19 protein-coding genes and 1 other RNA gene are annotated in these 25,132 nt (G+C 55.5%); 6 read left to right on the forward strand and 14 right to left on the reverse strand.

Annotated features, from left to right (window positions below; genetic code table 11):
* Positions 1–884 precede the first annotated feature (884 nt).
* Together pykF and N7V53_RS00615 are read left to right on the forward strand one after the other, a co-directional pair.
* Positions 885–2,297 (forward strand): pyruvate kinase PykF, encoded by a 1,413-nt coding sequence (gene pykF / locus N7V53_RS00610; protein ID WP_054802861.1) that lies wholly within the window; start codon positions 885–887, stop codon positions 2,295–2,297.
* A 312-nt stretch (positions 2,298–2,609) separates the two neighbouring features.
* Positions 2,610–2,846 (forward strand): major outer membrane lipoprotein, encoded by a 237-nt coding sequence (locus tag N7V53_RS00615; RefSeq protein WP_006118977.1) that lies wholly within the window; start codon positions 2,610–2,612, stop codon positions 2,844–2,846.
* 68 nt (positions 2,847–2,914) lie between these two features.
* On the opposite strand, the gene N7V53_RS00620 is transcribed toward N7V53_RS00615, so the two are convergent.
* The 7 genes from N7V53_RS00620 to sufA form a co-directional block, all read right to left on the reverse strand.
* Positions 2,915–3,925, reverse strand: coding sequence for a L,D-transpeptidase family protein (locus tag N7V53_RS00620; RefSeq protein WP_023481599.1), 1,011 nt, complete (start codon positions 3,923–3,925; stop codon positions 2,915–2,917).
* A 98-nt stretch (positions 3,926–4,023) separates the two neighbouring features.
* Complete coding sequence (gene sufE, locus N7V53_RS00625; protein ID WP_279791546.1) at positions 4,024–4,440, reverse strand: cysteine desulfuration protein SufE; 417 nt, start codon at positions 4,438–4,440, stop codon at positions 4,024–4,026.
* 12 nt (positions 4,441–4,452) lie between these two features.
* Positions 4,453–5,673 (reverse strand): cysteine desulfurase SufS, encoded by a 1,221-nt coding sequence (gene sufS / locus N7V53_RS00630; protein WP_279791547.1) that lies wholly within the window; start codon positions 5,671–5,673, stop codon positions 4,453–4,455.
* A complete protein-coding gene (gene sufD / locus N7V53_RS00635; RefSeq protein ID WP_279791549.1) occupies positions 5,670–6,941 on the reverse strand; it encodes a Fe-S cluster assembly protein SufD in 1,272 nt (423 codons plus the stop codon). Before sufD ends, sufS begins: the two co-directional genes overlap by 4 nt.
* Positions 6,916–7,662, reverse strand: coding sequence for a Fe-S cluster assembly ATPase SufC (gene sufC, locus N7V53_RS00640; protein ID WP_023481658.1), 747 nt, complete (start codon positions 7,660–7,662; stop codon positions 6,916–6,918). The genes sufD and sufC overlap by 26 nt, the downstream gene beginning before the upstream one ends.
* A 17-nt stretch (positions 7,663–7,679) precedes the next feature.
* Complete coding sequence (sufB, locus tag N7V53_RS00645) at positions 7,680–9,164, reverse strand: Fe-S cluster assembly protein SufB (RefSeq protein WP_023481479.1); 1,485 nt, start codon at positions 9,162–9,164, stop codon at positions 7,680–7,682.
* Between the two features lie 8 nt (positions 9,165–9,172).
* The gene (sufA, locus tag N7V53_RS00650) at positions 9,173–9,529 is read right to left on the reverse strand and encodes a Fe-S cluster assembly scaffold SufA (protein ID WP_124968472.1); all 357 of its coding nucleotides are present in this window, start codon (positions 9,527–9,529) and stop codon (positions 9,173–9,175) included.
* Positions 9,530–9,919: 390 nt separating this feature from the next.
* Here sufA and N7V53_RS00655 point away from each other — a divergent pair, with 390 nt between their 5' ends.
* Together N7V53_RS00655 and N7V53_RS00660 are read left to right on the forward strand one after the other, a co-directional pair.
* Positions 9,920–10,711, forward strand: coding sequence for an alpha/beta hydrolase (locus N7V53_RS00655; protein ID WP_279791552.1), 792 nt, complete (start codon positions 9,920–9,922; stop codon positions 10,709–10,711).
* A gap of 469 nt (positions 10,712–11,180) precedes the next feature.
* Complete coding sequence (locus N7V53_RS00660; protein ID WP_279791553.1) at positions 11,181–11,753, forward strand: hypothetical protein; 573 nt, start codon at positions 11,181–11,183, stop codon at positions 11,751–11,753.
* A gap of 14 nt (positions 11,754–11,767) precedes the next feature.
* On the opposite strand, the gene N7V53_RS00665 is transcribed toward N7V53_RS00660, so the two are convergent.
* From N7V53_RS00665 to N7V53_RS00680, 4 genes are all read right to left on the reverse strand, one after another.
* Positions 11,768–12,124 carry a hypothetical protein gene (locus N7V53_RS00665; RefSeq protein ID WP_023481460.1) on the reverse strand — a complete coding sequence of 119 codons (357 nt, stop codon included), beginning with the start codon at positions 12,122–12,124 and terminating at the stop codon, positions 11,768–11,770.
* 56 nt (positions 12,125–12,180) lie between these two features.
* A complete protein-coding gene (gene lpxP, locus N7V53_RS00670; RefSeq protein ID WP_023481826.1) occupies positions 12,181–13,095 on the reverse strand; it encodes a kdo(2)-lipid IV(A) palmitoleoyltransferase in 915 nt (304 codons plus the stop codon).
* Positions 13,096–13,301: 206 nt separating this feature from the next.
* Positions 13,302–13,712, reverse strand: a complete 411-nt coding sequence (gene menI / locus N7V53_RS00675) for a 1,4-dihydroxy-2-naphthoyl-CoA hydrolase (protein WP_023481652.1) — start codon at positions 13,710–13,712, stop codon at positions 13,302–13,304.
* The gene (locus N7V53_RS00680) at positions 13,712–16,765 is read right to left on the reverse strand and encodes an FAD-binding and (Fe-S)-binding domain-containing protein (protein ID WP_279791556.1); all 3,054 of its coding nucleotides are present in this window, start codon (positions 16,763–16,765) and stop codon (positions 13,712–13,714) included. Before N7V53_RS00680 ends, menI begins: the two co-directional genes overlap by 1 nt.
* A 200-nt stretch (positions 16,766–16,965) precedes the next feature.
* On the opposite strand from N7V53_RS00680, the gene ydiK reads away from it, so the two are divergent.
* A complete protein-coding gene (ydiK, locus tag N7V53_RS00685) occupies positions 16,966–18,081 on the forward strand; it encodes an AI-2E family transporter YdiK (RefSeq protein ID WP_279791558.1) in 1,116 nt (371 codons plus the stop codon).
* Between the two features lie 188 nt (positions 18,082–18,269).
* Positions 18,270–18,377: antisense sRNA RprA (gene rprA, locus N7V53_RS00690), an RNA gene on the forward strand.
* Positions 18,378–18,441: 64 nt separating this feature from the next.
* On the opposite strand, the gene N7V53_RS00695 is transcribed toward rprA, so the two are convergent.
* The 3 genes from N7V53_RS00695 to ppsA all read right to left on the reverse strand — a co-directional run bounded on the left by N7V53_RS00695 (position 18,442) and on the right by ppsA (position 24,815).
* Positions 18,442–20,814, reverse strand: a complete 2,373-nt coding sequence (locus N7V53_RS00695) for a glycoside hydrolase family 3 N-terminal domain-containing protein (RefSeq protein ID WP_279791559.1) — start codon at positions 20,812–20,814, stop codon at positions 18,442–18,444.
* On the reverse strand, positions 20,811–22,220 hold the full coding sequence (locus N7V53_RS00700; protein ID WP_023481578.1) for an MFS transporter: 1,410 nt from the start codon (positions 22,218–22,220) through the stop codon (positions 20,811–20,813). The genes N7V53_RS00695 and N7V53_RS00700 overlap by 4 nt, the downstream gene beginning before the upstream one ends.
* Positions 22,221–22,436: 216 nt before the next feature.
* Positions 22,437–24,815: a phosphoenolpyruvate synthase gene (ppsA, locus tag N7V53_RS00705; protein ID WP_279791562.1), complete on the reverse strand. Its 2,379-nt coding sequence runs from the start codon at positions 24,813–24,815 to the stop codon at positions 22,437–22,439.
* Between the last annotated feature and the right edge of the window lie 317 nt (positions 24,816–25,132).

Here is a 25,132-nt window from a genome sequence, read left to right on the forward strand (position 1 = left end):
AGAGTCGCTTAAGCGTAGTTACGCCGTGCTTTATTGCAAATTATCTCAAAAAGTTAAGATCTATATATTTCAATGAGTTAGTTTTTTAGCTTTGTCACGCTGCGTTACAAGAAACTAACTAAAACAAAAAGTTAGCCACGCTTAAATGCAAGCATTTTAGGATTTTCCTTAATCTAAATTTCGTGCAAAAACGTGATATTGATTCGGAAATATAAAATATATTTCTGCGATATTGATGATGTAATGAACGATATATCCGCTTCGCCAAAGGTCAATGCGATTAAAAAATTAGCTATCGTGGTAATTAATTAGAGTGCAAGCAGTTTGTCTTTTATTTATTTAATCCCCCTGCGTGTACGGTTAGTCAACCTCGATATATGGAACTTTCTTATTGCTAATTTTTTGAGTAAAAGAGTGGCTCGAGAAATAAGCACTTGCGCAGGTGGACAATATTGTTGACGCAAAATGCGGTCATTCTCACACTACTGTTAGCTTCGTGTTGGGCAGCAGAGGGAGCGCATACGGTAGTGCAACGGTTGCGCAATTATGTGATAACGGTTGCATAACGAAACGATGCTGCTCATCAATTCGCATTTTGAAACAGCGTTTTTAATTCCTTTCTGTCACTGTGGACGCTATAATGCCGCAATCCTAATTTGAATGGATTCAGCTGATTGAACTGTAAAGCAGATAACTCACATCAATGTTTTCCCAGACTGGCTGAATCTCAGGCACACATTCCTCTGCACGCTTTTTTGATGTCACCTATCCTTAGTCTGTGGCATCGCTCTTTTCGCAACACAGGTTTGACTCCGGCGCCGTGCGCATCCCGGAGCGTGAATTCCCATTCCTTCTCAACCCAAACTTAAAGACCAGAAACTGTCATGAAAAAGACCAAAATTGTATGCACCATCGGGCCGAAAACCGAATCCGAAGAGATGTTGACCAAAATGCTGGACGCAGGCATGAACGTTATGCGTCTGAACTTCTCTCACGGTGACTATGCTGAGCACGGCCAGCGCATCCAGAACCTGCGCAACGTGATGAGCAAAACCGGTAAGAAAGCGGCCATCCTGCTGGACACCAAAGGTCCGGAAATCCGCACCATCAAACTGGAAGGCGGTAACGACGTTTCGCTGAAAGCGGGTCAGACTTTCACCTTCACCACCGACAAATCCGTTGTCGGCAATAGCGACACCGTTGCCGTGACCTATGAAGGCTTCACTAACGACCTGAGCGTCGGCGATACCGTGCTGGTCGACGATGGTCTGATCGGGATGGAAGTGACCGCCATCGAAGGGAATAAAGTTGTTTGTAAAGTGCTGAACAACGGCGATCTCGGCGAAAACAAAGGCGTGAACCTGCCGGGCGTCTCCATCGCCCTGCCGGCGCTGGCGGAAAAAGATAAGCAGGATCTGATCTTCGGCTGCGAGCAAGGCGTCGATTTCGTTGCCGCTTCCTTTATCCGTAAGCGTTCTGACGTGGTTGAAATCCGTGAGCACCTGAAAGCGCACGGCGGCGAAAACATCCAGATCATCTCCAAAATTGAAAACCAGGAAGGCCTGAACAACTTCGACGAGATCCTTGAAGCCTCCGACGGCATCATGGTTGCCCGTGGTGACCTGGGCGTTGAGATCCCGGTTGAAGAGGTGATCTTCGCGCAGAAGATGATGATCGAAAAATGTATTCGCGCGCGCAAAGTGGTGATCACCGCTACCCAGATGCTCGATTCGATGATCAAAAACCCGCGTCCGACCCGCGCAGAAGCCGGTGACGTGGCGAACGCCATCCTCGACGGCACCGACGCCGTGATGCTCTCTGGCGAATCCGCAAAAGGTAAATACCCGCTGGAGTCCGTCTCTATCATGGCGACCATCTGCGAGCGTACTGACCGCGTGATGACCAGCCGTCTGGACTACAACAACGACAGCCGCAAACTGCGTATTACCGAAGCTGTCTGCCGTGGCGCAGTGGAAACCGCTGAGAAGCTGGAAGCACCGCTGATCGTTGTGGCAACTCAGGGCGGCAAATCTGCGCGCGCCGTGCGCAAATACTTCCCGGATGCGACCATCCTGGCGCTGACCACCAACGAAGTGACCGCGCGTCAGCTGGTGCTGAGCAAAGGCGTTGTCGCCCAGTTGGTGAAAGAGATCTCCTCTACGGATGATTTCTACCGTCTGGGTAAAGAAGTGGCGCTGGAAAGCGGTCTGGCGAGCAAAGGCGACGTTGTCGTGATGGTCTCCGGGGCGCTGGTTCCGAGCGGCACCACCAACACCGCATCTGTCCACGTACTGTAATAATTACCGGACTTTTCGGCAGATTAAAAAAGCGCCCTTGCGGCGCTTTTTTTTTAATATTTCGGCTTGCGGATTGAATTAAAAGTTTCAATCGGATTTTGCTATTTAAATCGCACTTTATCTAAGATGAATCCGATGAGAATCCGCTGTTTTAATAGGCGTTTTTAGCAAGTTAAATCAAAGTCGGTGCTTCTTTGAGCGAACGAGCAAATTTAAGTGCATTCTCATCAAAAAAATATTCTCAACATAAAAAACTTTGTGTAATACTTGTAACGCTACATGGAGATTAACTCAATCTAGAGGGTATTAATAATGAATCGTACTAAACTGGTACTGGGCGCGGTAATCCTGGGTTCTACTCTGCTGGCTGGTTGCTCCAGCAACGCTAAAATCGATCAGCTGTCTTCTGACGTTCAGACTCTGAACGCTAAAGTTGACCAGCTGAGCAACGACGTGAACGCAGTGCGTTCTGACGTTCAGGCTGCTAAAGACGACGCAGCTCGCGCTAACCAGCGTCTGGACAACCAGGCTCACTCTTACCGTAAGTAAGAGTTCCTGTAATGAAAATGGCGCACATTGTGCGCCATTTTTTTTTGCCTTCCTTCTATCCCTCTAACCTACTGCATCACCACTTCGCTCTGCCCTTCGACGCTTCCAGTCGGCTTAATGCTGTTCTGTACCGACAATACCGGAGTTGCCGCAGAGGTGGCTTTCCCACCGGTAATCACTACCGGATAACCAGCACGGCGCGAGAGCGCTTTCTGAATCATCAAATGGTCGCCGCCTGACTGCTCAATCATCGCACCCAGCGCCGGTGAGAAGACGATAGGCTGCGTCTGCGTGTCCTGTTCAACGGTCTGCGCCAGCGGGCGGTGCACTTCAATGTAGTGCTTACCATCAGGCTCAACGGCATACTTCACCGGTTCATTGATGATTGCTACCCGCGTGCCCGCAGCGACCTGGGCAAACAGCGCTTCGATATCCGGCGCATTCATACGAATACAGCCGGAGCTGACGCGTAAACCAACGCTGTCCTGGGCATTGGTGCCGTGAATCAGGTACTCGCCATTGCCAATCCCCAGACGCATGGCAAAGCGACCCAGCGGGTTATTTGGCCCGGCGGGCACCACTTTCGGCAGCTCTACGCCGCGCTCAAGCGAGCGCGCACGGATACCGGCGGTCGGCGTCCAGGTCGGATTAGGGATCTTCTGGCTGATGCGGGTCACCGACACCGGCGTTTCCAGCCCCTGTTGACCAATGCCAATCGGGTAGACCTGCACGCTGTTCTTACCCGGCGGGTAGAAGTAGAGGCGCAGCTCCGCGAGGTTGACGACAATCCCCTCCCGCGGCGTATCCGGCAACAGCATCTGCGTTGGGATCGTCACCGTCGTACCCGGTGCTGGCACCGGTGCGATGGTGTTATTCGCCTCAAGGATCAGCATCGCCGCTGTATCAAAATGGCGGGCGATGGCTTGCAGGTTTTTATCGCTGGCCTGTACGGTGTAGGTCTGGTTCTGGCCAATCAGGCGACCGCCGTTCGCAGGCAGGCTGTATTCCGCCCCATGGGCCAGCTGAAGTGTGCTTAATGCACCAAAAAGAGAAAGAAAAAGTAAAGACGCGCGTTTCATGCTGTGTTTCCTGTAATCACTGACAGGCTGTCAGAAAGCTGAAGAATCAGCGAGGCGGCAAACGCCCCGCGTAAACAGGATAGAAGGGTCTTTTGAGTTTAGCTAAGATTGGCAGCTTTGGTACGGATGGCGCGGATCATCGCTTCCAGCCCCTGCGAGCGGGAGGGGGTTAAGTGCTGCGTCAGGGCAAGTTTTTCAAACCACGGGCGGACATCGAAGGCCACGATGTCCTGCGGGGTCATCTGCTGATAGAGGGCGAAGACAATCGCAATAAGCCCTTTGACGATGGCGGCATCGCTGTCGCCGGTCAGCTCAATCACGCCCTCTGCATTACGCTCCATCACAATCCACACCTGGCTCTGACAGCCCTGAATAAGATTGTCTGCGTTATGCGCTTCAGCGCTCAGCGCCGGTAAGCGCTGGCCCAGTTCAATGATGTAGAGGTACTTCTCTTCCCAGTTGGCGCAACGGTTAAAGTTGCGCACCAGCTTCTCTTTATCGGGTAGTGCGGCCATGTGTGCTCCCTGTTAGCCCAGTAACTGATGAATACGTTTCAGGCCGGTAACCAGACGATCCACCTCTTCATGCGTGTTGTACATCGCAAACGACGCACGACACATTGCCGGGACATTATAGAAGGCCATCAGCGGCATCGCACAGTGGTGACCGGTGCGCACCGCAATACCGTAGTTATCCAGGAAGCTGCCCACGTCATAGGCGTGATGTTTGCCGAGATTAAAAGCAATCACCCCTTTTCTGTCGGCCGGGCCGTAGAGCGTCAGATCCGGCACCTCGCGCAGCGCATCGAGAGCGTAGCGCATCAGCGTCTGCTCATACTCGCCAATCGCGTCCAGACCGAGGCACGTCACATACTCCATCGCCGCGCCAAAGCCCATGATGCTGCCGGTATTCGGCGTACCGGCCTCGAAGCGCCACGGCGCTTTCGCATAGGTTGTGCCTTCAGTCAGGCTGACAGTGGCGATCATCGCCCCACCCCCTTCCCACGGCGGCATCGCCTGCAAAATATCCTCTTTGGCGTAAAGCACGCCAATGCCGGTCGGCCCGTAGAGCTTATGAGCGGAGAAGACATAGAAGTCGCAATCGAGCGCCTGCACATCAATGGCATGGTGCATTACCGCCTGCGCACCGTCCACCAGCACCTTCGCGCCGTGCTGATGCGCCAGCGCGATGATCTCTGCAACCGGGTTTTCGGTGCCCAGCACGTTAGAGATATGGGTAATCGCCAGCAGCTTTGTTCGCGCATCCAGCAGGCCGGGTAACGCCTCAAGTTGCAGGGTGCCATCCTGATTCAGCGGAATGACGCGCAGTTCGGCACCAACCCGCTCACAGAGCATCTGCCACGGCACGATGTTGGCATGGTGCTCCATGGCGCTAATGATGATGTTATCGCCCGCGTTTACCTGGCTGTTGCCCCAGCTATTAGCGACGAGGTTGATCCCTTCGGTGGTGCCGCGTACGAACACCATCTCTTCCGGCAGACGTGCGTTGAGGAAGGATGCCGCTTGTACGCGCACATTTTCCATTTTCTGCGTCGCTTCCGCGCTGAGCGTATGGATGCCGCGATGCACCGCGGCATAGCCGTGGCGGAAAAACTCCGCTTCGGCATCGATAACCGCATTCGGTTTTTGCGCGCTGGCGGCGCTGTCGAGATATGCCAGCGGGAGTCCGTTCACTTCACGTTGCAGTACCGGAAAATCGGCACGTACCTCGTTCACGGGAAAACTCATGCTTCGCCCCCTGCAAGACGCTGGCTGATACGCGCCAGAATCTGCTGTTTTAGCGCCTCGTCGCTGATGGCTTCGGTCAGCTCAGCGGCAAAGGCATGGATGATCATCTGCTGCGCCGCGTTCTCATCAATGCCGCGCGAGCGCAGGTAAAACATCTGCTCATCGTCGATGCGTCCAATGGTCGCCCCGTGGCTACATTTCACGTCATCGGCATAAATTTCCAGCTGCGGTTTGGTATCCACTTCCGAAAGACGACCGAGCAGCAGGTTGTTGTTGGTCATTTGACCGTCGGTCTTAATGGCGTGTTGCGCCACCTTGATCAGACCGTTGAACACCGCCCGTCCCTTGCCGCTGACAATGGTTTTATGCAGCTGGCGGCTGTTGCAGTAGCCCTTATTGTGCTCAAGCCAGGTGCGGGTGTCGCACACTTCGCTCTTCACCGGCATCGCCAGGCTGTTGATATTCAGCTGCGTGTTTTCACCGTTCAGTTGGGTACTGGTGTTATGTCGCAGCACCGCGCCGCCGAGCAGGAAGCTGTGGCTGTCCGCTGCGCCATCGTCGCCGAGCACAATATCGTTATGGGCAAAGTGGTAGCTGAGCGGGTTCTCGAAAGCCAACTTGAAATGGTGCAACCGCGCGTTCGCGCCGACCTGCATGGTGAAGCGCGAGCCGGTAAAATGGCGTGCGTCGTTCAGGCTGACATAGTGTTCATAAACCGTCGCTTCTGCGCCCTGCGCCAGTTCGATATGGTGGCGATAATGCGCCGTGTTCATCTCCTCCCCGGCCAGCCCTTGCGTAACGTGCATCAGCAGCAGCGGCTTTTCAGGGCGCTGGTTGCGCGCGACCTCGATACGGGTGACGTTCTGCGCCAGGCTTTCGGTGAGGTGTAAGAAGACCTCTGGCTGCACCGGCGCAGGCAGGTTTTCGGCGGCTTCGCTTACCGTCACCGCAAACCCGGAGCCGGTGATGTCGTCGCTTAATTCTGCGCTGAACAGGCCATCAACGAAGACCAGACGCAGCGCATCAACCGGTAGAGCCAGCGCATCACGCTGCGCCGCGTCGAGGGCTCCATTGCTGGTGACAAACTGGCTATTTAGCAGGCCATCCAGCGGCGTATATTTCCAGTTCTCATGCTTACGCGTCGGCAGGCCAAGACGCAGCATCTGTTGCAGGTGCTGCTCAGCCGTGGCGGAGTGCGCGCCTCTCTTTGTTTCAAACAGATGGTGCCACTGTTGCAGCGCGTTACTGCTGTTCTGTAAGCCAGCCATAGCCCTGCTCCTCCAGTTGCTTAACCAGCGTGAAATCGCCTGATTTCACGATGCGCCCCTGATACAGCACATGCACAAAGTCCGGTTTGATGTAGTCGAGAATGCGCTGGTAGTGGGTGACGATAATAAAGGCGCGCTTCTCATCGCGCAGCGCGTTCACCCCTTCGGCAACAATCTTCAGCGCATCGATATCAAGCCCTGAGTCGGTTTCATCAAGAATGCAAAGCTCCGGCTCCAGCACCGCCATCTGAAGAATGTCGTTACGCTTCTTCTCACCGCCGGAGAAGCCAACGTTAACCGAGCGGGTCAGCAGATCTTCCGGCATCTTCAGCAGTTTGATCTTCTCTTCCATCAAATCCTGAAAATCGAAGCGATCCAGCGCCTCTTCGCCGCGGTACTTACGCACCGCGTTGAGCGCCGTTTGCAGGAAGAACTGGTTGCTGACGCCCGGGATCTCGACCGGATACTGGAAGGCCATAAAGACGCCTTCGCCCGCGCGATCTTCCGGTGACAGTTCCAGCAGATCTTTGCCGTTAAACTCCACGCTGCCGCCGGTCACTTCGTAATCTTCACGCCCGGCGAGGGTCGCGGAGAGCGTACTTTTCCCGGAACCGTTCGGGCCCATAATGGCGTGCACTTCGCCCGGACGCACCTCAAGGCTCAGGCCGCGCAGAATCGACTTATCTTCAACACCAACCTGCAAATCTTTGATACTTAACATTTATTATCCTTTAATTCTTAACCGACGCTGTGTTCAAGGCTGATGGCCAGCAGTTTTTGCGCTTCGACGGCAAATTCCAGCGGCAGCTCGGAGAAGACATCTTTACAGAAGCCGTTAACAATCATTGAGATGGCGTCATCTTCGCTGATGCCGCGCTGCAGACAGTAAAAGAGCTGATCTTCACCGATACGCGAGGTGGTCGCTTCATGCTCCAGCTGCGCGCTGTTGTTGCGGCACTCGACATACGGGAAGGTGTGCGCGCCACTATCGGGGCCAATCAGCATCGAGTCACACTGGGTGAAGTTTCGCGCGTTGGTCGCCGTCGGCATGATTTTCACCAGCCCGCGGTAGCTGTTCTGGCTGTGTCCGGCCGAGATCCCTTTCGAGATAATCGTCGATTTGGTGTTCTTCCCGATATGGATCATCTTGGTGCCGGTATCCGCCTGCTGATGCCCACTGGTCAGCGCCACCGAGAAGAACTCGCCAATCGAATTGTCACCGCGCAGGATGCAGCTCGGGTACTTCCAGGTGATCGCCGAACCGGTTTCTGACTGCGTCCACGACATTTTGCTGTTCTCGCCTTCGCACAGCGCACGCTTGGTGACGAAGTTGAGGATGCCGCCGGTGTTGTTATCGCCCGGGAACCAGTTTTGCACCGTCGAGTATTTCACTTCCGCATCTTTGTGGATGATCACTTCCACCACCGCCGCATGCAGCTGGTAGCTGTCGCGCACTGGCGCAGAGCAGCCCTCGATATAGCTGACGTAGCTCCCTTCATCTGCCACCAGAATAGTGCGCTCGAACTGGCCGGTCTTCTCCGCGTTGATGCGGAAATAGGTCGACAGCTCCATCGGGCAGCGCACCCCTTTCGGGATGTAGATAAAGGTGCCGTCAGAAGCGACAGCCGCATTCAGCGCGGCGAAGAAGTTATCGTTCGAGGGCACCACGGTGCCGAGATACTTCTGCACCAGCTCGGGGTGATCGTGGATCGCCTCACCGAAGGAGCAGAAGATAATCCCCTGTTCGGAGAGCTTTTCGCGGTAGGTCGTGGCAACCGATACCGAGTCGAAAATGGCGTCAACCGCCACCTCTTTGCCTTCACGCACCGGCACGCCAAGCTGGTTAAAGGCCTCTTCGACCTCTTCGGTCAGCCAGGTATTGCCATTCGTTTGCTGTACCGCGCCGGGCTGCGAGGCGCAGGCGTCGTCGCAGTTGCCGCAGGAAGGGGCGGAGTAGTAGCTGTAATCCTGGTAGTTAAGCTTGTCGTAATGGGCTTTTAACCAGTGCGGCTCTTCCATCTCCAGCCAGGCGTGAAAAGCATTCAGGCGAAACTCCAGCATCCACTCAGGCTCATTACGTTTCGCCGAAATGGCGCGCACGACCTCTTCGTTGATGCCTTTCGCCAGCTCATCCGTATTCAGCCGGGTGAAAAAGCCCTCTTTATAATTGATATTGCCGGTCCAGGTTTTGACATCGTCAGTTGCTTCAGTATTACGAGACATAGTACCGCCTATACCCCAAAGCTTTCGCCGCAGCCGCACTCGTGCTGCGCTTTCGGGTTATTAAATTTGAAGATCTGGTTCAAGCCTTCGCGTACGTAATCCACTTCGGTGCCATCAATAAACGGCATGGCCTGTAAAGGGACGTAGAGGCGAGCGCCATCAGATTCGTACAGCAGGTCGTCGTCGTTCGGCTCGCTTACGGTGTCAAGCACATAACCAAAGCCTGCGCAGCCGGTCTGTTTAATGCCAAGCCGCACGCCGAGGAGGCCGGCCTGTTTTTCGGTTAGCTCACGGATATGCTCCGCGGCGGCCGGCGTCAGGGTGAGCCCGCGCCATGCAAAATCTTCGGGATTAAATGATTCCATCGTGTTACCTCACTTCATCTGAGCTGAAGGGCATAACGCTATGTTAGTGATAATAATTCTCACTTCAACCTTCTTACCGCAGGGTTATTCCCTCACGGGCCCTTTTTACAGCGTATCTGTTAAGCATAGACCCTGTTGAAAGGGTATAGAGCACGTTAAAAAAATGATTAATAAATTGATAAATAATGGCTTTAGCAAGCGTAACGCGTTAAATCGGTAAAAGCGCAAAAAATGTATAGGAAATGCCTATTTTTATTATAGGAAGGGCTTAAAGATGACCGCCCGCTGAAGAATAGGAATTTGCAGGCTCCCGAGGGGATCGATCTTTTATATGATGAGCGCACTTTTACCGCGCTCACGCCAACGGGCGCTCATATAAGGAAAAGAGTGATGCAGACACCATCTACCCTGTCATACATCGATAGCGGCAGCGGCTATCCCCTCCTGCTTGGTCACAGCTACCTGTTTGATAAGACCATGTGGTCACCGCAGATGACCGCGCTGGCGAAGCAGTTTCGCGTCATCGTGCCGGATCTGTGGGGGCATGGCGAGTCGCCCGCGCTGCCCGCAGGGAAAAGCACCATGGCCGATCTCGCCGCCGATCATTTGCAGATTATGGACGACCTCGGCATTGAAGAGTTTGCGGTCGTTGGGCTGTCGGTAGGTGGAATGTGGGGCGCTGAACTTGCCGCCATGGCCCCGCAGCGGGTTAAAGCGCTGATGCTGATTGATACCTTTGTCGGCAGTGAAACGGATGAGGCGCGTGAAAAGTATTTCGCCATGCTTAACGCCATTGACGCCGCAGGCACCCTGCCCGCACCGCTGCTGGAGTATGTCGTTTCGCAGTTCTACTCTCACAATGCCGACCCGTCTGACGTGCAGGCACTCACCGCCCGGCTTGGCGCACTCAGCGCAGAGCAGCTGCGTAAAAGCATTGTTCCGCTAGGCAAACTCATTTTCGGGCGCCCCGATCGCATGGCGGTGCTGGAGAAAATCACCTGCCCGGTGCAGATTGCCACCGGGGAACTCGATTTACCGCGCCCGCCGCTGGAAGGGCAATTAATGGCGGAAAAAGTGGGCTGTGAATTTAGCCTCATCCCCAACGCTGCCCATATTAGCAACAGAGAAAACCCTGAATTTGTTACCCGGCTGATTATCGACTTCCTGGCCCGTCACGCTTAATTGGCGTTTTTTTCTCCCGGGCGCGCCTTTTTTCTTCTGGCGCGCCCGCACTATTTTCATCATGACCGGTGATTTATTGGCAGCGGTGAGTGGCTGTTTAAACAATTAATGCTTTTATTGCGGCATAAAAAACAAAACCCTGCGATAGCGCGGCCGTTTCGTGACGATTTTTTCAGACAGTATAGAAATAAAATTTTCACGTTTTATCAGCGATAACAAGAAGATAAGAAAAACCCAAAACAAACCTACAGATAATAATATGCCGTTAATTGAAATATTACGTCGATAACGCTAACCAATTATATAGATTTAAGCGATCGGTTTTGTAATAGCAATAGATAGAGGCTATCAAACAGCAACAGATCGATCACTTAAAACAATTTTCAAATGTGATGATTGCGTAGGTAAAATTGCACTCTTGTATATTGGAAAAGTCCTGTTCTTTTGAGTAGGGAGCTTAATCAGGGAAATGAAATCAATAATAGTCGATATTGCTGATAAGAAACTTCTCGTGACGGCAGAATTTCTGCCGGTGACCGATTTATCGGGAAAAAATATTCTTTGTTACCAGACGAGCGCGCGTTTTTTTGAATACAGCGACCAGCCCACACTTCCTCGTCCGGTAGAGATAACCTGCGCGCAGCCGCCTGGCGTGGACGATTTTATTTTTGCCACGCTGTGCCAACTGGCGAAAAAGAAAGAGACGCTCTGCTTCTCCTTTACGTTACCGCCGCAGCGGCTGAACGATAGCGATTATCTCGCCACGCTTCATCATCTCTGCACCAGCCATGATGTCGCCGCGGAGCGTATCGAGATCGTTCTTGATAAGCGGATCGCGCATGAGGACCTGCAACAGAGCCTGCCCTTTTTGCGCGAGATTAAAGCGTACGGTTTTATGCTGGGGCTGCACAATCGCGCAGAGCACCTTCTGCAGAGTCGCGACAGCGAATGGCAAAGCCTCTTTCCTGCCGTTAAAGGCTATGCGCTCCCCCACGCCCTGACCCTTTCACAGCTGCAGTTATGGGAAGATCTCAGCAGTTAGCCCTGCGCTCGCCTTTACGGTGACGGCGTTTCCTGCTGCTGGCTACAGAGGATCGCTTTGTCATCGGTATGGTTATTATCTGAATAGAAAAAGGCTTTTTTACCGCTTCCCAGCTGCGTAATGATATGGATCGCAACCCAGTTCGTTTCTGCGTTCTGATCCTGCTTATCGCTGTAAAAAAGCGAACGTCCGGTGTATTGATCGCCAATCTCATACGGCTTTTCTTGCGGATCGCTGTAGTGACGCCCGTTTACCGTAAGCCCGTTGGGCTCCACCTCAACGCTGTACTCATCGCAGAGCAGCGTGATGCCGGCTGACCATGAGCAGGCAGAGAAAAGTGCAAAACAGCCTGCGGCAATAATCCTGACCATAACCACTCCCTTTAATTAAACGGCAAAACGCCCCTGAAACGGGGCGTTAAGAAAGATTAGCTGTAAAGCGAAGGTTCGCCGATGGGGCGCGTCTTGAAACGCCGGTGGATCCACAGATATTGTTCCGGCGCGCGCAGGATTTCACGCTCAATCACCCGGTTCATATAGCTGGCTGCGGCAAATTCGTTATGGGCCGGATAATCATCCAGCGCCTGGCCGATGTGCAGCGAGTAGCCGGAGCTGTCCTCTTTGCGCACCATCGTCACGGTCAACATTTTTGCGCCGGAGAGACGGGAAAGCACGAAAGTACCGTTGGTGGTCGCCGCATCTTTGACCGAGAAGAATGGCGCGAAGCTGCTGCCCTTACGACCATAATCCTGATCCGGCGCAAACCAGACGGCTTCGCCCTGCTTCAGCGCCTGTACCAGCCCTTTCAGGTTGCGGCGATCGATCATCGATTTATTAGAACGCATGCGTCCACGGGTCTGCACCCATTCCATCACCGGGCTGTTATGCGGCCGATAGGTTGCCATCATCGGCTGGCAGAGCCCCATCACGCGGCCTCCGAGCTCCAGTGACATAAAGTGCACACCCACCACCATCACGCCCTGTCGGCTTGCCTGTGCGGCCTGCAAGTGCTGATAGCCGTCGACATCAAACCAACGACGCACACGTTTATCCGACCAGAACCAGGCCATGCCGGTTTCAATCAGGCCCATGCCCAGGGAGACAAAGTTTTTGGCGATAAGCGTTTCGCGTATCTCGTCGCTCATATCAGGAAAACAGAGTTCGAGGTTACGCTTTGCGATCTTCTCGCGGCGTTTGAGGAAGCGGCGTGATTGTCGCCCAAGACCGGCGCCAAGACGCGAAAGAAAAGGATAAGGGAGTTGCACCAGCAACCAGAGAAACCCCAGACCAGCCCAGGTGAGCCAGTAACGCGGGTGGAGAAAAGCCAATTTAAATGCCGTCATTCATCAATCCTTCAAGCATGTATCCAGTAGCGCTTAAAGAGACAATGAAGAACTTCATCAGGTCATTACGCGTTACAGCCATTCGCTTGCATCAGAGCGCAAGCGTTACATCCCGTAGCGCGCAATATAGCACGGAGTGCTAATTGATTATCTTAAGAATAGTGAATAAATCGTGAATATTTTCGGCGGTTACCCGCCGAAATTTCTCATACCACGGCGGTGGTCAGCCGCGAAGAGCAGCAGAGGCGCGCCTGCTCATCAAAGATATCGATCTGCCACACTTGATGACGGCCGCCGGTGTGCAGCGCTTTACAGACACCGCGCACCCGACCGCTGCGTACCGAGCGCAGGTGGTTGGCGTTGACCTCCAGCCCGACCACCTTTTGCTCCCCTTCCGTGCAGAGATAACCCGCCACCGAGCCGAGGGTTTCGGCCAGCACCACCGACGCACCGCCGTGCAGCAGGCCAAAGGGCTGATGCGTGCGCTCATCAACAGGCATCGAGGCTTCCAGCGTATCGTCGCTGATGCGCTCAAAACGGATATCCAGCAGGCCCACCATATTGCCGTCGCCCATGGCGTTGAGCGCTTCCAGCGTAACCGCACGTTTCCAGATCATCACACCATCTCCAGCAGAGCCTGTAACGGATGGCGCACACCGTTTCCTTCGATGCGCTTCACCTGGCTGCGGCACGAATAGCCCGTCGCCAGACAGCGGTTGCGCGGAAGACGCTGCATCGCCTGATGCCACGACAACTCATAAATACCGAGCGAATTGGCGTGGTTCTTCACTTCATGGCCATAGGTGCCAGCCATGCCGCAGCAGCCGACGCTGACATTTTCCAACTGCGCGCCGAAACGCGCGAAGATAGCCGCCCACTGCGCAGGCGCACCGGGCAAGGCGGTCACTTCGGTACAGTGGCCGAAAAGATACCAGGGCTCGCCGCTCACAGTGCGTGGCTCAACCTTTTCCAGCACGCCCGGCAGCCACTCATGCACCAGTTGCACATGGAAGTCGCCGCGTTTATCCGCCAGCGCCAGCTTGTACTCGTCGCGATAACAGAGCACCAGCGCCGGATCGACACCGACCATCGGCATCCCCAGCTCCGCAACGCGGTTAAGGAAATCGGCGGTCTTCTGCGCTGTCTTCGCAAAGCGATTCAGGAAGCCCTTGATGTGCTGCGCTTTACCGTTTGGTGAAAAGGGCAGCACTACCGGCCGGAAACCTAAGCGCTCGACCAGGCGGACAAAATCCGCCACCACCTGCGCGTCGTAGTAGCTGGTAAAGGGATCCTGCACCACCAGCACCGTTTTCGCGCGCTGCTCTTCGCTCAACGCTTCAAGCTGCTCCAGCGTCATATTGGCAGAGTGATGGCCGACCATCTGTCGCTGCAACGACGGCACAGAGAGCAGCGGTAAATCGACCATGCCAATATGCTTCGCCGAAAGATCCCGCACCCACGGCTGGCTCATAAAGAAGTTGAAAGTTTTTGGCGCACGCGCCATGAGCGGTGCATAGCTTTCGACCGTGGCTACCAGATGATCGCGCAGCGGGCGCAGGTAGCGACCATGGTAGATTTGCAGAAAACGGGAGCGGAACTCCGGGACATCAATCTTGATCGGGCACTGGGTCGAACAGGCTTTACAGGCCAGGCAGCCGGACATCGCCTCTTTCACTTCGTGAGAGAAGTCATACTCGCCGCGGCGCGCATGCCAGCTGTTGCGAGTGCGCTCAATCAAGGTGCGCAGCGAGGCGCGTTTTTCCGGCAGCTCTCTCTCAAGCTTCAGCGGATCGATCCCGCGGTCGGCCAGCAGACGCAGCCATTCGCGCACCAGCGTGGCGCGCCCTTTCGGTGAGTGAATGCGGTTGCCGGTGATCTTCATCGACGGGCACATTGGGCTTTTGACATCAAAGTTAAAGCACAGCCCGTTACCGTTACACTCCATCGCTCCGCGCCAGGCGGTGCGCGAGGTGGTCGGGATCTGCCGGTCAAACGTTCCGCGCTTCACCGCATCAACCTGCTTCATCGGCGCATCAAGCCCCTCTGGCGGGCAGATTTTCCCCGGGTTCAGACGGTTCTCAGGATCAAACGCCGCTTTGATTTTCCGCAGCTCGCCATAGAGCGCCTCGCCGAAGAAGGCCGGGCTGTACTCGGCGCGAAAACCTTTACCGTGCTCGCCCCACAATAACCCGCCATATTTCGCCGTCAGCGCTACCACCTCATCAGAGATGGTCTTCATCAGCACTTCCTGCTGCGGATCGCACATATCCAGCGCCGGGCGCACGTGCAGCACACCGGCATCAACATGACCAAACATGCCGTAGCTCAGTCCGTGCCCGTCGAGCAGCGCACGAAACTCAACGATATAATCGGCCAGGTGTTCCGGCGGCACGCAGGTATCTTCCGCAAACGGGATCGGCTTGGCCGCGCCTTTGGCATTACCCAGCAGGCCAACCGCTTTTTTGCGCATCGCATAGATACGCTCAATCGCCGCCAGCTCATCGCAGCGCTGCCAGCCAATCACGCCGCCTTCGCCGCGCGCCATCAGCTCATCCAGCCGCTGACAGAGCGAGGCGACTTGCGTATCGATCAACGCTTCATCATCCCCGGCAAACTCGACGATATTGAGGCCGAGCAGGGTTTTGTCCGGCACATCGGTAATCAGCTCTTTGACCGAGTGCCAGACGATATCTTCCCGCGCCAGGTTGAGCACTTTCGAATCGACGGTCTCTACCGACAGGGCGCGCGCCTCGACCATAAAAGGAGCGTTACGCAGCGCAGAGTCAAAAGAGTCATATTTGATGTTCACCAGCCGGCGCACTTTCGGCAGGCGGGTGATATCGAGCCGCGCTTCGGTAATGAAGGCCAGCGTGCCTTCCGAGCCGGTTAACACGCGCGTCAGGTCAAACTCGGTCATCTCATCATTAAAGACGTGGCGCAAGTCGTAGCCGGTGAGAAAGCGGTTGAGTTTCGGAAAATTATCGACAATCAGCTGGCGGTTATCGCGACAGCGCTCGAGCACGGTTTTATAGATACGCCCGATGGCGGTGCTGGCCTTGCCGAGAGTCTCGGCCAGCGCAACCGGCATCGCCTGGGTATCAAGGATATCGCCGCCCAGCAGCACCGCGCGCAGACCGAGCACGTGATCGGAGGTTTTACCGTAAACCAGTGAACCCTGGCCGGAGGCATCGGTGTTGATCATGCCGCCAAGGGTCGCGCGGTTGCTGGTAGAGAGCTCCGGCGCGAAGAAGAAACCGTACGGTTTAAGAAACTGGTTAAGCTGATCTTTGATGACGCCCGCTTCAACCCGCACCCACCCCTCTTCGGGGTTAATCTCAATAATGCGGTTCATATAGCGGGACATATCAACAATGATGCCCTGGTTCAGCGCCTGGCCGTTGGTGCCGGTACCGCCGCCGCGCGGGGTAAAGACCAGCGCCTTAAAACGCGCTTCCGCGGCGAGGCGTGTGATCAGGGCAACGTCTGACGTTGAACGTGGGAAGAGAACGGCGTCGGGAAGTAGCTGGTAAATACTGTTGTCTGTCGCCATTGTTAGCCGGTCGGCGTAACTGGTGGCGGTATCACCTGTAAAACCTTGCTGCTCCAGTGCTTGCAAAAAATTGAGCACCAGTTGAACGACGCCTGGTGCCTGGGAAATCTGTGGGATCATTATGCTTGACCCTGCCTGACAGTTAATGTTGTTAAAAGTTAATCGTTTGCTTTAAGCCCTCATCGTTGTATCACATTTTTTTCTTAGGCGCTCAGCAGAATTGCAGGCAGAATCAGGCGGTGCAAATCAGCGCATATCGCTTCGCATAATAATGGGTGCTTGCCTGCCGCACCGCCCCTTCAGTACTGGAAAGGTGAATAATGGATAAAGTTGATAGTCGTCACTCCAGGGATGTGCCGCAATTAATGCTGTCGGTACTGTTTTTAGCCCTGATGATCATTGCCTGCCTGTGGGTGGTGCAGCCGTTTGTTCTCGGCTTCGCCTGGGCGGGAACCGTGGTGATTGCCACCTGGCCTTTGCTGCTGCGCCTGCAGCGATTACTCTTCGGCCGCCGCTCGCTGGCGGTGCTGGCGATGATGCTGCTGCTGATCCTGCTGTTTATTATCCCGGTTGCCCTGCTGGTCAATAGTCTTGTCGACTCCAGCGGCACGGTGATCCACGCCGTTACCAGCGGCGTCTCCTCACCGCCAGATCTGGCATGGCTGAATAGCATTCCGCTGGTGGGCGGTAAGCTTTACGCCGCCTGGCACAGCCTGCTCGATATGGGCGGTAGCGCAATTATGGCGAAACTGCGCCCCTACGTCGGGACCACAACAACGTGGTTTGTTGGCCAGGCCGCGCATATTGGTCGCCTGATGCTGCACTGCGGCCTGATGCTGCTATTCAGCGCCCTGCTTTACTGGCGCGGTGAGCAGGTGGCAGAGGGTATTCGCCACTTCGCTTTCAGGCTGGCAGCTGAGCGCGGCGATGCCGCGGTGCTGCTGGCAGGCCAGGCGATCCGCGCTGTCGCGCTCGGCGTGGTGGTGACGGCGCTGGTTCAGGCGGTGCTGGGCGGTATTGGGCTGGCCGTCTCCGGCGTGCCTTACGCCACCCTCTTTACCGTGCTGATGCTGATGACCTGTCTGATTCAGATTGGCCCGCTGCTGGTGCTGGTGCCAGCGATTATCTGGCTCTACTGGAGCGGGGATTCTACGTGGGGAACGGTGCTGCTGGTGTGGAGTGCGGTGGTAGCTACGCTTGATAACTTTATCCGCCCGGTGTTGATTCGCCTCGGAGCCGATCTTCCGCTGATCCTTATCCTCTCTGGCGTTATCGGCGGCCTGGTGGCCTTTGGCATGATCGGCCTGTTTATCGGCCCGGTGCTGCTGGCGGTCTCCTGGCGTCTCTTCTCTGCCTGGGTTAATGAAGTCCCGGCACCGAAAACGCCTTCAGACGACGCGCTGGCGCAAGTCGACGATTTAGACAAGCCTGCCTGATACCGTTAAGGCGGGGTAGCCCGCCTTAATAATCATTAAGCATTGCTTATCATTTTAACCCTGCTGTAGCACTCACTCTGTATAATCTCCGGTATATCGCCTCTTTTGCAGCATATATTCTTTACCTGCGTTTAACTAATGAGACGAATCTGATCGACGCAAAAATTCTGCATGCCTACTATAAGAGCACGGTTATAAATCAACACCTTGATTTATAAGCATGGAAATCCCCTGAGTGAAACAACGAATTGCTGTGTGTAGTCTTTGCCCATCTCCCACGATGGGCTTTTTTTTATCCTTTTTTTATTGATATCGTTGATAAAAAAGAAACCCGCTTTACATAGCGGGTTTCGTCTGAAATTAGCGACTTACTTCACAATTACTCATCATTCGCCAGCGTTGCGGCAGCACTTTTGTCTGCCCGGTTACCGTTACGGTTGCGCGCCCGCGGATATCGGCCGAAGACGCACCGACCTGCAACTCAAACTCTCCTGGCTCGACAATGCGCTTTCCGTCCCGGCGGGTAAAGTTGAGCATATCGACCGGCAGCGTAAAGGTGAGCGTCGCCGTCTCGCCGGGGCTTAATGCCACGCGCTGAAACGCTTTTAACTCCTGCACCGGCCGCACCATTGAGGCGACCTTATCGCGCACATAGAGCTGCACCACGTCGCTGCCGCTGCGCTCTCCGGTATTGCTTACCTTCACGCGCAGCGTAATTTCGCCGTCGATATCGACCTGACTGCTCGCCAGTTCAGGCTCGCCGTAGGCAAACTGCGTCCAGCTCTGTCCATACCCGAAGGGGTAGCGTGAGCCAAAGTGGAAGGCGAAAGGCGTTCCGCCGCTCTTCAGTTTGTGGTTGTAGTAATAGGGCATGGCACCAGCACTCTTCGGCACGCTCACCACCAGCCTGCCCTGCGGCTCCGCGCGCCCGGTAAGCACATCGGCGATCGCCCAGCCGCCCTCCTGCCCCGGTGCCCATGCCATCAGCAGAGCGGCGACGCGCGTTTCCAGTCCCTGCAGGTTGTAGGGACGCCCGCCGGTCATCACCACCACTACCGGCTTGCCGGTTTCCACCAGCGCCTCCAGCAACTGCTGCTGGACGCCGGGCAGGGTCAGGCTGTCGGTGTCGGAACCCTCGCCGACCGTGCCGCTCTGAAACAGGCCAGCAAGATCGCCCACGCAGGCAATCACTACCTCACTCTCCTGCGCCGCGCGCACCGCGTCGGGGATCAGGCTCATGTCATTTGAGACCGGTGACGCCTGCATCGGTTTTCCTGAGGCGTCACCCGGAAAGACCGGCGCGCCCGCCATCCGTTTTTCAATGATATGGCAACCTTTAGCATAACGAACCTGCGCTTCGCCGAGAGTCTGGCGCAGCGCGGCAAGCGGTGTGGTGACCTGCGACGTCTCCTCCAGCATATCGCTGATAATCAGATGCACCGGGAAGCTGTAGCCGCTCAGTAAGGCCAGCGGATCGTCGGCGGTCGGGCCGATAACCGCCACCTTCGGCGCGCCGCTCAGGGGGAGCACGCCGTTATTCTCCAGCAGCGTCAGCGATCGGGTTGCTACCTCGCGCGCCACCTGCCGCGTCTCCTCCGCTTGCAGAACAATCTTCTGCTCATTGCTGTAGGGGTGTTCAAACAGGCCGAGGCGGAACTTCACCGCCAGCAGTCGCGCGACAATCTCATCCACTTTCTCCATAGTGATCAGACCGCGTTCCACCGCCTGCGCCAGATGACGCGCGCAGTCATCTTTCGGCAACTCGACATCGAGCCCGGCGTTAAAGGCCAGCGCGGCCGACTCGGCAACATCATGGGTAACGCCATGATGCTGGTGCAGCAGGCTGACGCCGCCATAATCCGCAACGATAATCCCCTCAAAGCCCCACTGTTCACGCAACACGGTGGTGAGCAGGAAGCTATCGCTGTGGCCTGGCTGGTTATCGATATCGTGATAGGCGGGCATCACCGATCCGGCATTGGCGCACTTCACCGCCATCTCAAAGGGCAGCAGGAAGGTGTCGTTAAGCTCGCAAAAACCGAGATGCACCGGCGCGTGGTTGCGCGCCCCTTCACTGAACGAGTGGCCGACATAGTGTTTGAGCGTCGCCAGCATATCGCCCTTCTCGCCCTGCAATCCCTCGACGTAGGCGCAGGCCATCACGCCGACCAGCCAAGGGTCTTCGCCGAAAGTCTCCTCCGTGCGGCCCCAGCGCACATCGCGCGAAACATCCAGCACTGGAGCCAGCCCCTGTTTACAGCCGGTCGAACGCGCCTCATCACCAATGTGCTGCGCGGCGCGTTTAATCAGTTCCGGATCCCACGTTGAGCCGTAGTTGAGCGAGGAGGGAAACAGCGTGGCATCTTTACAGAGCAGCCCCACCAGACACTCCTCATGGAACAGCGCCGGAATGCCGAGGCGCGTCTCCTCCATCAGCGTTTTTTGCAGCCGGTTGGCGGCACGCACGCCCTGTTTCGCCTCGACAATATGGGTACCCAGCGGGCGGGTGATTTGCCCGACGCCGAGTTTCAGCCGCTCCGCCAGCGCCTCCTGCGCGCTTACACCGGCAAATTCATCGCTTAAATCGGTCCGCTCGCGGTGGTCGCCCTCTTCTGAGAGCACCAGCCACAGCCCATGCATCTGGGCGAACTTCTCCTCTGGCGTCATACGGGCAAGAAGGTCAGCCACGCGCTCGGCGACGGGGCGGTTTGCGTCTTTGTAAATTGCGGTCATCGGGTCACTCCTGTGTTGCTGAGATCCGGGGTGGTTTGCGCGTCGGCGGCTTCATTACTACCACCGCGCTTGCGCAGAAGTTCTTGTGCGATGCTGTCAGCGACGCTGCTGTTCAGTTTGTAACGAGTCAGCAGCAGCACCATGCAGATAAATAACAGGCAGGGAATCAGGGTAAACAGCGCATTGATGGTGGTGAGCACGGTCGCACTCTGTTGGGCCTGGTTCGGAATATAGTCAACCGCACCGAGCACCCAGCCAACCACTGCGCCGCCGAGGGCCAGACCAAATTTAATGGCGAAGAGCGCGGTGGAGAAGACCAGCCCGTCGAGGCGGCGTCCGCTGCGGTGCTCTTCATAATCCACCACGTCGGAGAACATCGTCCATTGCAGCGGCGTGGTCAGGTTCTGAATAAAGCTGAAGACAATATTGAGGGTGAAAATAAGCCACACCTGCGACGGCGGAATGATAAAGATCAGCGCGGCAAAGATGACGAAAGTAATAATCGTCCACTGGTAAGCGCGCACGCGATCGAATTTACCGAGCAGACGCGCCGATAATAGTGCGCCGGCCAGCGAAGCAATCATGCCGGAGACAATAAAGGTAAAGACCATTTCCGGGCGCAGTAACACATATTTGACGTAATACATGGTGGCTGAACCGCGGGTAACGACAGCAGTCAACAGCAAAATATTAAACAGGAAAACAATGCGCCACTGGCTATTTGCCGCCAGCAGTTTGAGATCGCCTATCATCGAGCCGGAGGTGTCATTACGCGGCGTAAAGCGTTCGCGGGTCATAAAGAAACAGCTAAAGAAGAGCACAATCCCCAGCACGCCCATCATGCTCATGGCGTAGAAGTAGCCCTTCTGCACGTTGCCATCGCCAAGGTGCGCCACCAGCGGCAGGGCAATGACGGTGACAATCAGCCCGCCGATAAAAGAGAGGCCAAAGCGCCAGGATTGCAGCGAGTGGCGCTCGTGCGGATCCATGGTCAGCGCACCGGGCATGGCGCAGTAAGGGACGTTAATCGCGGAGTAGATAAAGCTGAGAATGGCGTAAGTGACGCAGGCATAAATAATTTTCGCCGTGGCGCCCGCTTCCGGCACATAGAAGGTGATGACGCAGCTGACGCCGAAGGGAATGGCAAACCAGAGCAGCCACGGGCGAAAACGGCCGTGCCGGGTTTGCGTGCGATCCACCAGCGCGCCGATGCAGGGATCGACAAACGCATCAATAACGCGAACGACTAAAAACATGGTGCCCATAATGGCGGCGGGTAAACCAAAAACGTCGGTATAGAAATAGGCGAGAAATAGCGTCGCCGTTTGCCACACCAGGGCGCTTGCCATATCGCCGAGGCCATAGCCTATTTTGTCTTTCGTACGCAGGACAGAGGAAATTGTCATTGTTATTAGCCTTGTGAGGTGAAAAATTATTTCATCCTGGTGCGTTATTTCTTATCGCACCGCTCACTACAGGCTCAAGTATTAGAAGAAGGCAGCATCGGAACAATTGCAATAATTGCCAGGCTTTTTACGTTTTTTAGTTATTGTGATCGGCCACATATTCGCGGCTGAAATAAAAAAATCCCCGACATTGTGCCGGGGATTTTGTTTTCGCCGTTATTTTTTCAGTTCGGCGAGGCTAAGCCAGGTTTGCACCACTGTATCCGGGTTGAGCGACAGACTGTCGATGCCCTCATCCATTAACCATGCGGCAAAGTCCTCATGGTCAGACGGCCCCTGGCCGCAGATGCCGACATATTTGCCCTGCTTTTTCGCCGCGCGGATTGCCATCGACAGCAACGCTTTCACCGCCTCGTTACGCTCATCAAACAGCTCCGACACTACACCGGAGTCGCGATCCAGCCCGAGTGCCAGCTGGGTCATGTCGTTCGAGCCGATGGAGAAGCCGTCGAAGTGTTCGAGGAACTGCTCCGCCAGCAGCGCGTTCGACGGAATTTCGCACATCATAATGATCTTCAGCCCGTTCTCGCCGCGCTTCAGCCCCTGGCGCGCCAGTTCATCCACAACCGCTTTCGCCTGGTCAACGGTACGCACAAACGGGATCATGATCTCGACGTTGGTCAGCCCCATCTCGTTGCGCACGCGTTTTACCGCTTCACACTCCAGCGCAAAGCAGTCGCGGAAGCTCTCTGCCACATAGCGGCCCGCGCCACGGAAGCCGAGCATCGGGTTCTCCTCTTCCGGCTCGTAGCGCTCGCCGCCCACCAGGTTAGCGTATTCGTTAGATTTGAAATCAGAGAGGCGCACGATAACGCGCTTCGGCCAGAAGGCTGCGCCGAGCGTCGCGATCCCCTCCGTCAGGCGGCCGACATAGAACTCAACCGGCGAATCGAAGCCCTTCATCATTTCGCGGATCTCGTTCTGCAGCTTCGGCTCCTGGTCGTCAAACTCCAGCAGCGCGCGCGGGTGTACGCCGATCATGCGGTTGATAATAAATTCGAGACGCGCCAGCCCGACGCCTTCGTTTGGCAGACAGGCGAAGTCAAAAGCGCGATCCGGGTTGCCGACGTTCATCATGATCTTCAGCGGCAGATCCGGCATGGTGTCGACGCTTGAGCTTTTCACGCTGAAATCGAGCAGTTCGGCATAGACATAGCCGGTGTCGCCTTCGGCACAGGAGACGGTCACTTTTTCGCCGGTTTTGATGCGCTCGGTCGCATCGCCGCAGCCGACCACCGCCGGAATGCCCAGCTCACGGGCGATAATCGCCGCATGGCAGGTGCGCCCGCCGCGGTTGGTGACAATCGCCGCCGCCTTTTTCATGATCGGCTCCCAGTCCGGGTCGGTCATGTCGGTGACCAGCACGTCGCCAGGCTCAATCAGGTTCATCTCGCTGATATCATGAATCACTTTCACCGTGCCCGCGCCAATGCGATGGCCGATTGCACGCCCCTCGGAGATGATTTTGCCCTGTGCATGCAGGGTGTAGCGCTCCATCACCTGGCCGCGCGAGCGCACGGTTTCCGGGCGCGCCTGCACGATAAAGAGTTTGCCAGTGTGACCATCTTTCGCCCACTCGATATCCATCGGGCGGCCGTAATGTTTTTCAATCTGCACCGCCTGTTTCGCCAGAGCCTGCACTTCCTCATCGGTCAGCGAGAAGCGATCGCGCTCGGCCTGCGGTACATCTTCAATCTGCACCTGCTTGCCATGCTCCTGATTCGCTGCGTAGACCATGCGGATTTTTTTCGAGCCCATGGTGCGGCGCACAATTGCCGGGCGATCGTTGGCGAGCGTCGGCTTATGCACGTAAAACTCATCCGGGTTGACCGCCCCCTGCACCACCATTTCACCGAGCCCAAACGCGGAGGTGATAAACACCACCTGGTCGAAACCGGATTCGGTATCAATGGAGAACATCACGCCCGAGGAGGCGAGATCGGAGCGCACCATGCGCTGCACGCCCGCCGAGAGCGCCACGCCGCGGTGGTCATAACCCTGATGCACGCGATAGGAGATGGCGCGGTCATTAAAGAGGGAGGCGAAGACGTGCTTAATCGCCACCAGCACGGCGTCGTAGCCCTGCACATTAAGGAAGGTCTCTTGCTGGCCGGCAAACGAGGCATCCGGCATATCTTCTGCGGTAGCTGAGGAGCGCACGGCAAACGAGGCCTCTGCGTCATCGGCGGAAAGTTGGGCATACGCTTCATGTACCGCCTGTTCCAGCGCTGGCGGGAACGGGGTATCCACAATCCACTGGCGGATCTGCGTCCCGGCTTTCGCCAGTTCGGAGACGTCGTCGATGTCGGTTTTATCAAGCAGTTCATAAATACGCTGATTTAAACCGCTCTGTTCGAGGAACTGATTAAACGCGTCGGCGGTGGTCGCAAATCCGTTCGGTACGGAGACGCCCATACCGGAAAGATTAGTAATCATTTCACCCAGGGAGGCATTTTTGCCTCCAACTCTGTCTACATCATTCATGCCGAGTTGGTCATACCAAAGCACCAGCGGTGACGAGCCATTGTTGGACATCGAGACAATCCTTTTGTGATATATGAAGGGGTACATAACGTCTTACAGCGTTTTTTATCCTGGCATAATAAATTGCGTTGAAAAAACGGTGAATCGTGTAAGCAATTACCCTTTGCGGTTTTTCGGACAGATACCCATCAATAAATGGCGACCAGGTTAATTCTCACTACCCCGGCGCTTCGCGCACTGCTCGTTGCTAAAAAATGAACCGTACAGTTCATTAAAAATAAAAACGCTATTTCATTTTAAAATGAGATAAAGGTTATACGCAGCAGCAGGATTTTTAATTTAAGCTTTCAGATAATTGCGCATCACAT

The sequence above is a fragment of the Kosakonia sp. HypNH10 genome, assembly GCF_029850615.1.
Lineage (GTDB): Bacteria > Pseudomonadota > Gammaproteobacteria > Enterobacterales > Enterobacteriaceae > Kosakonia > Kosakonia cowanii.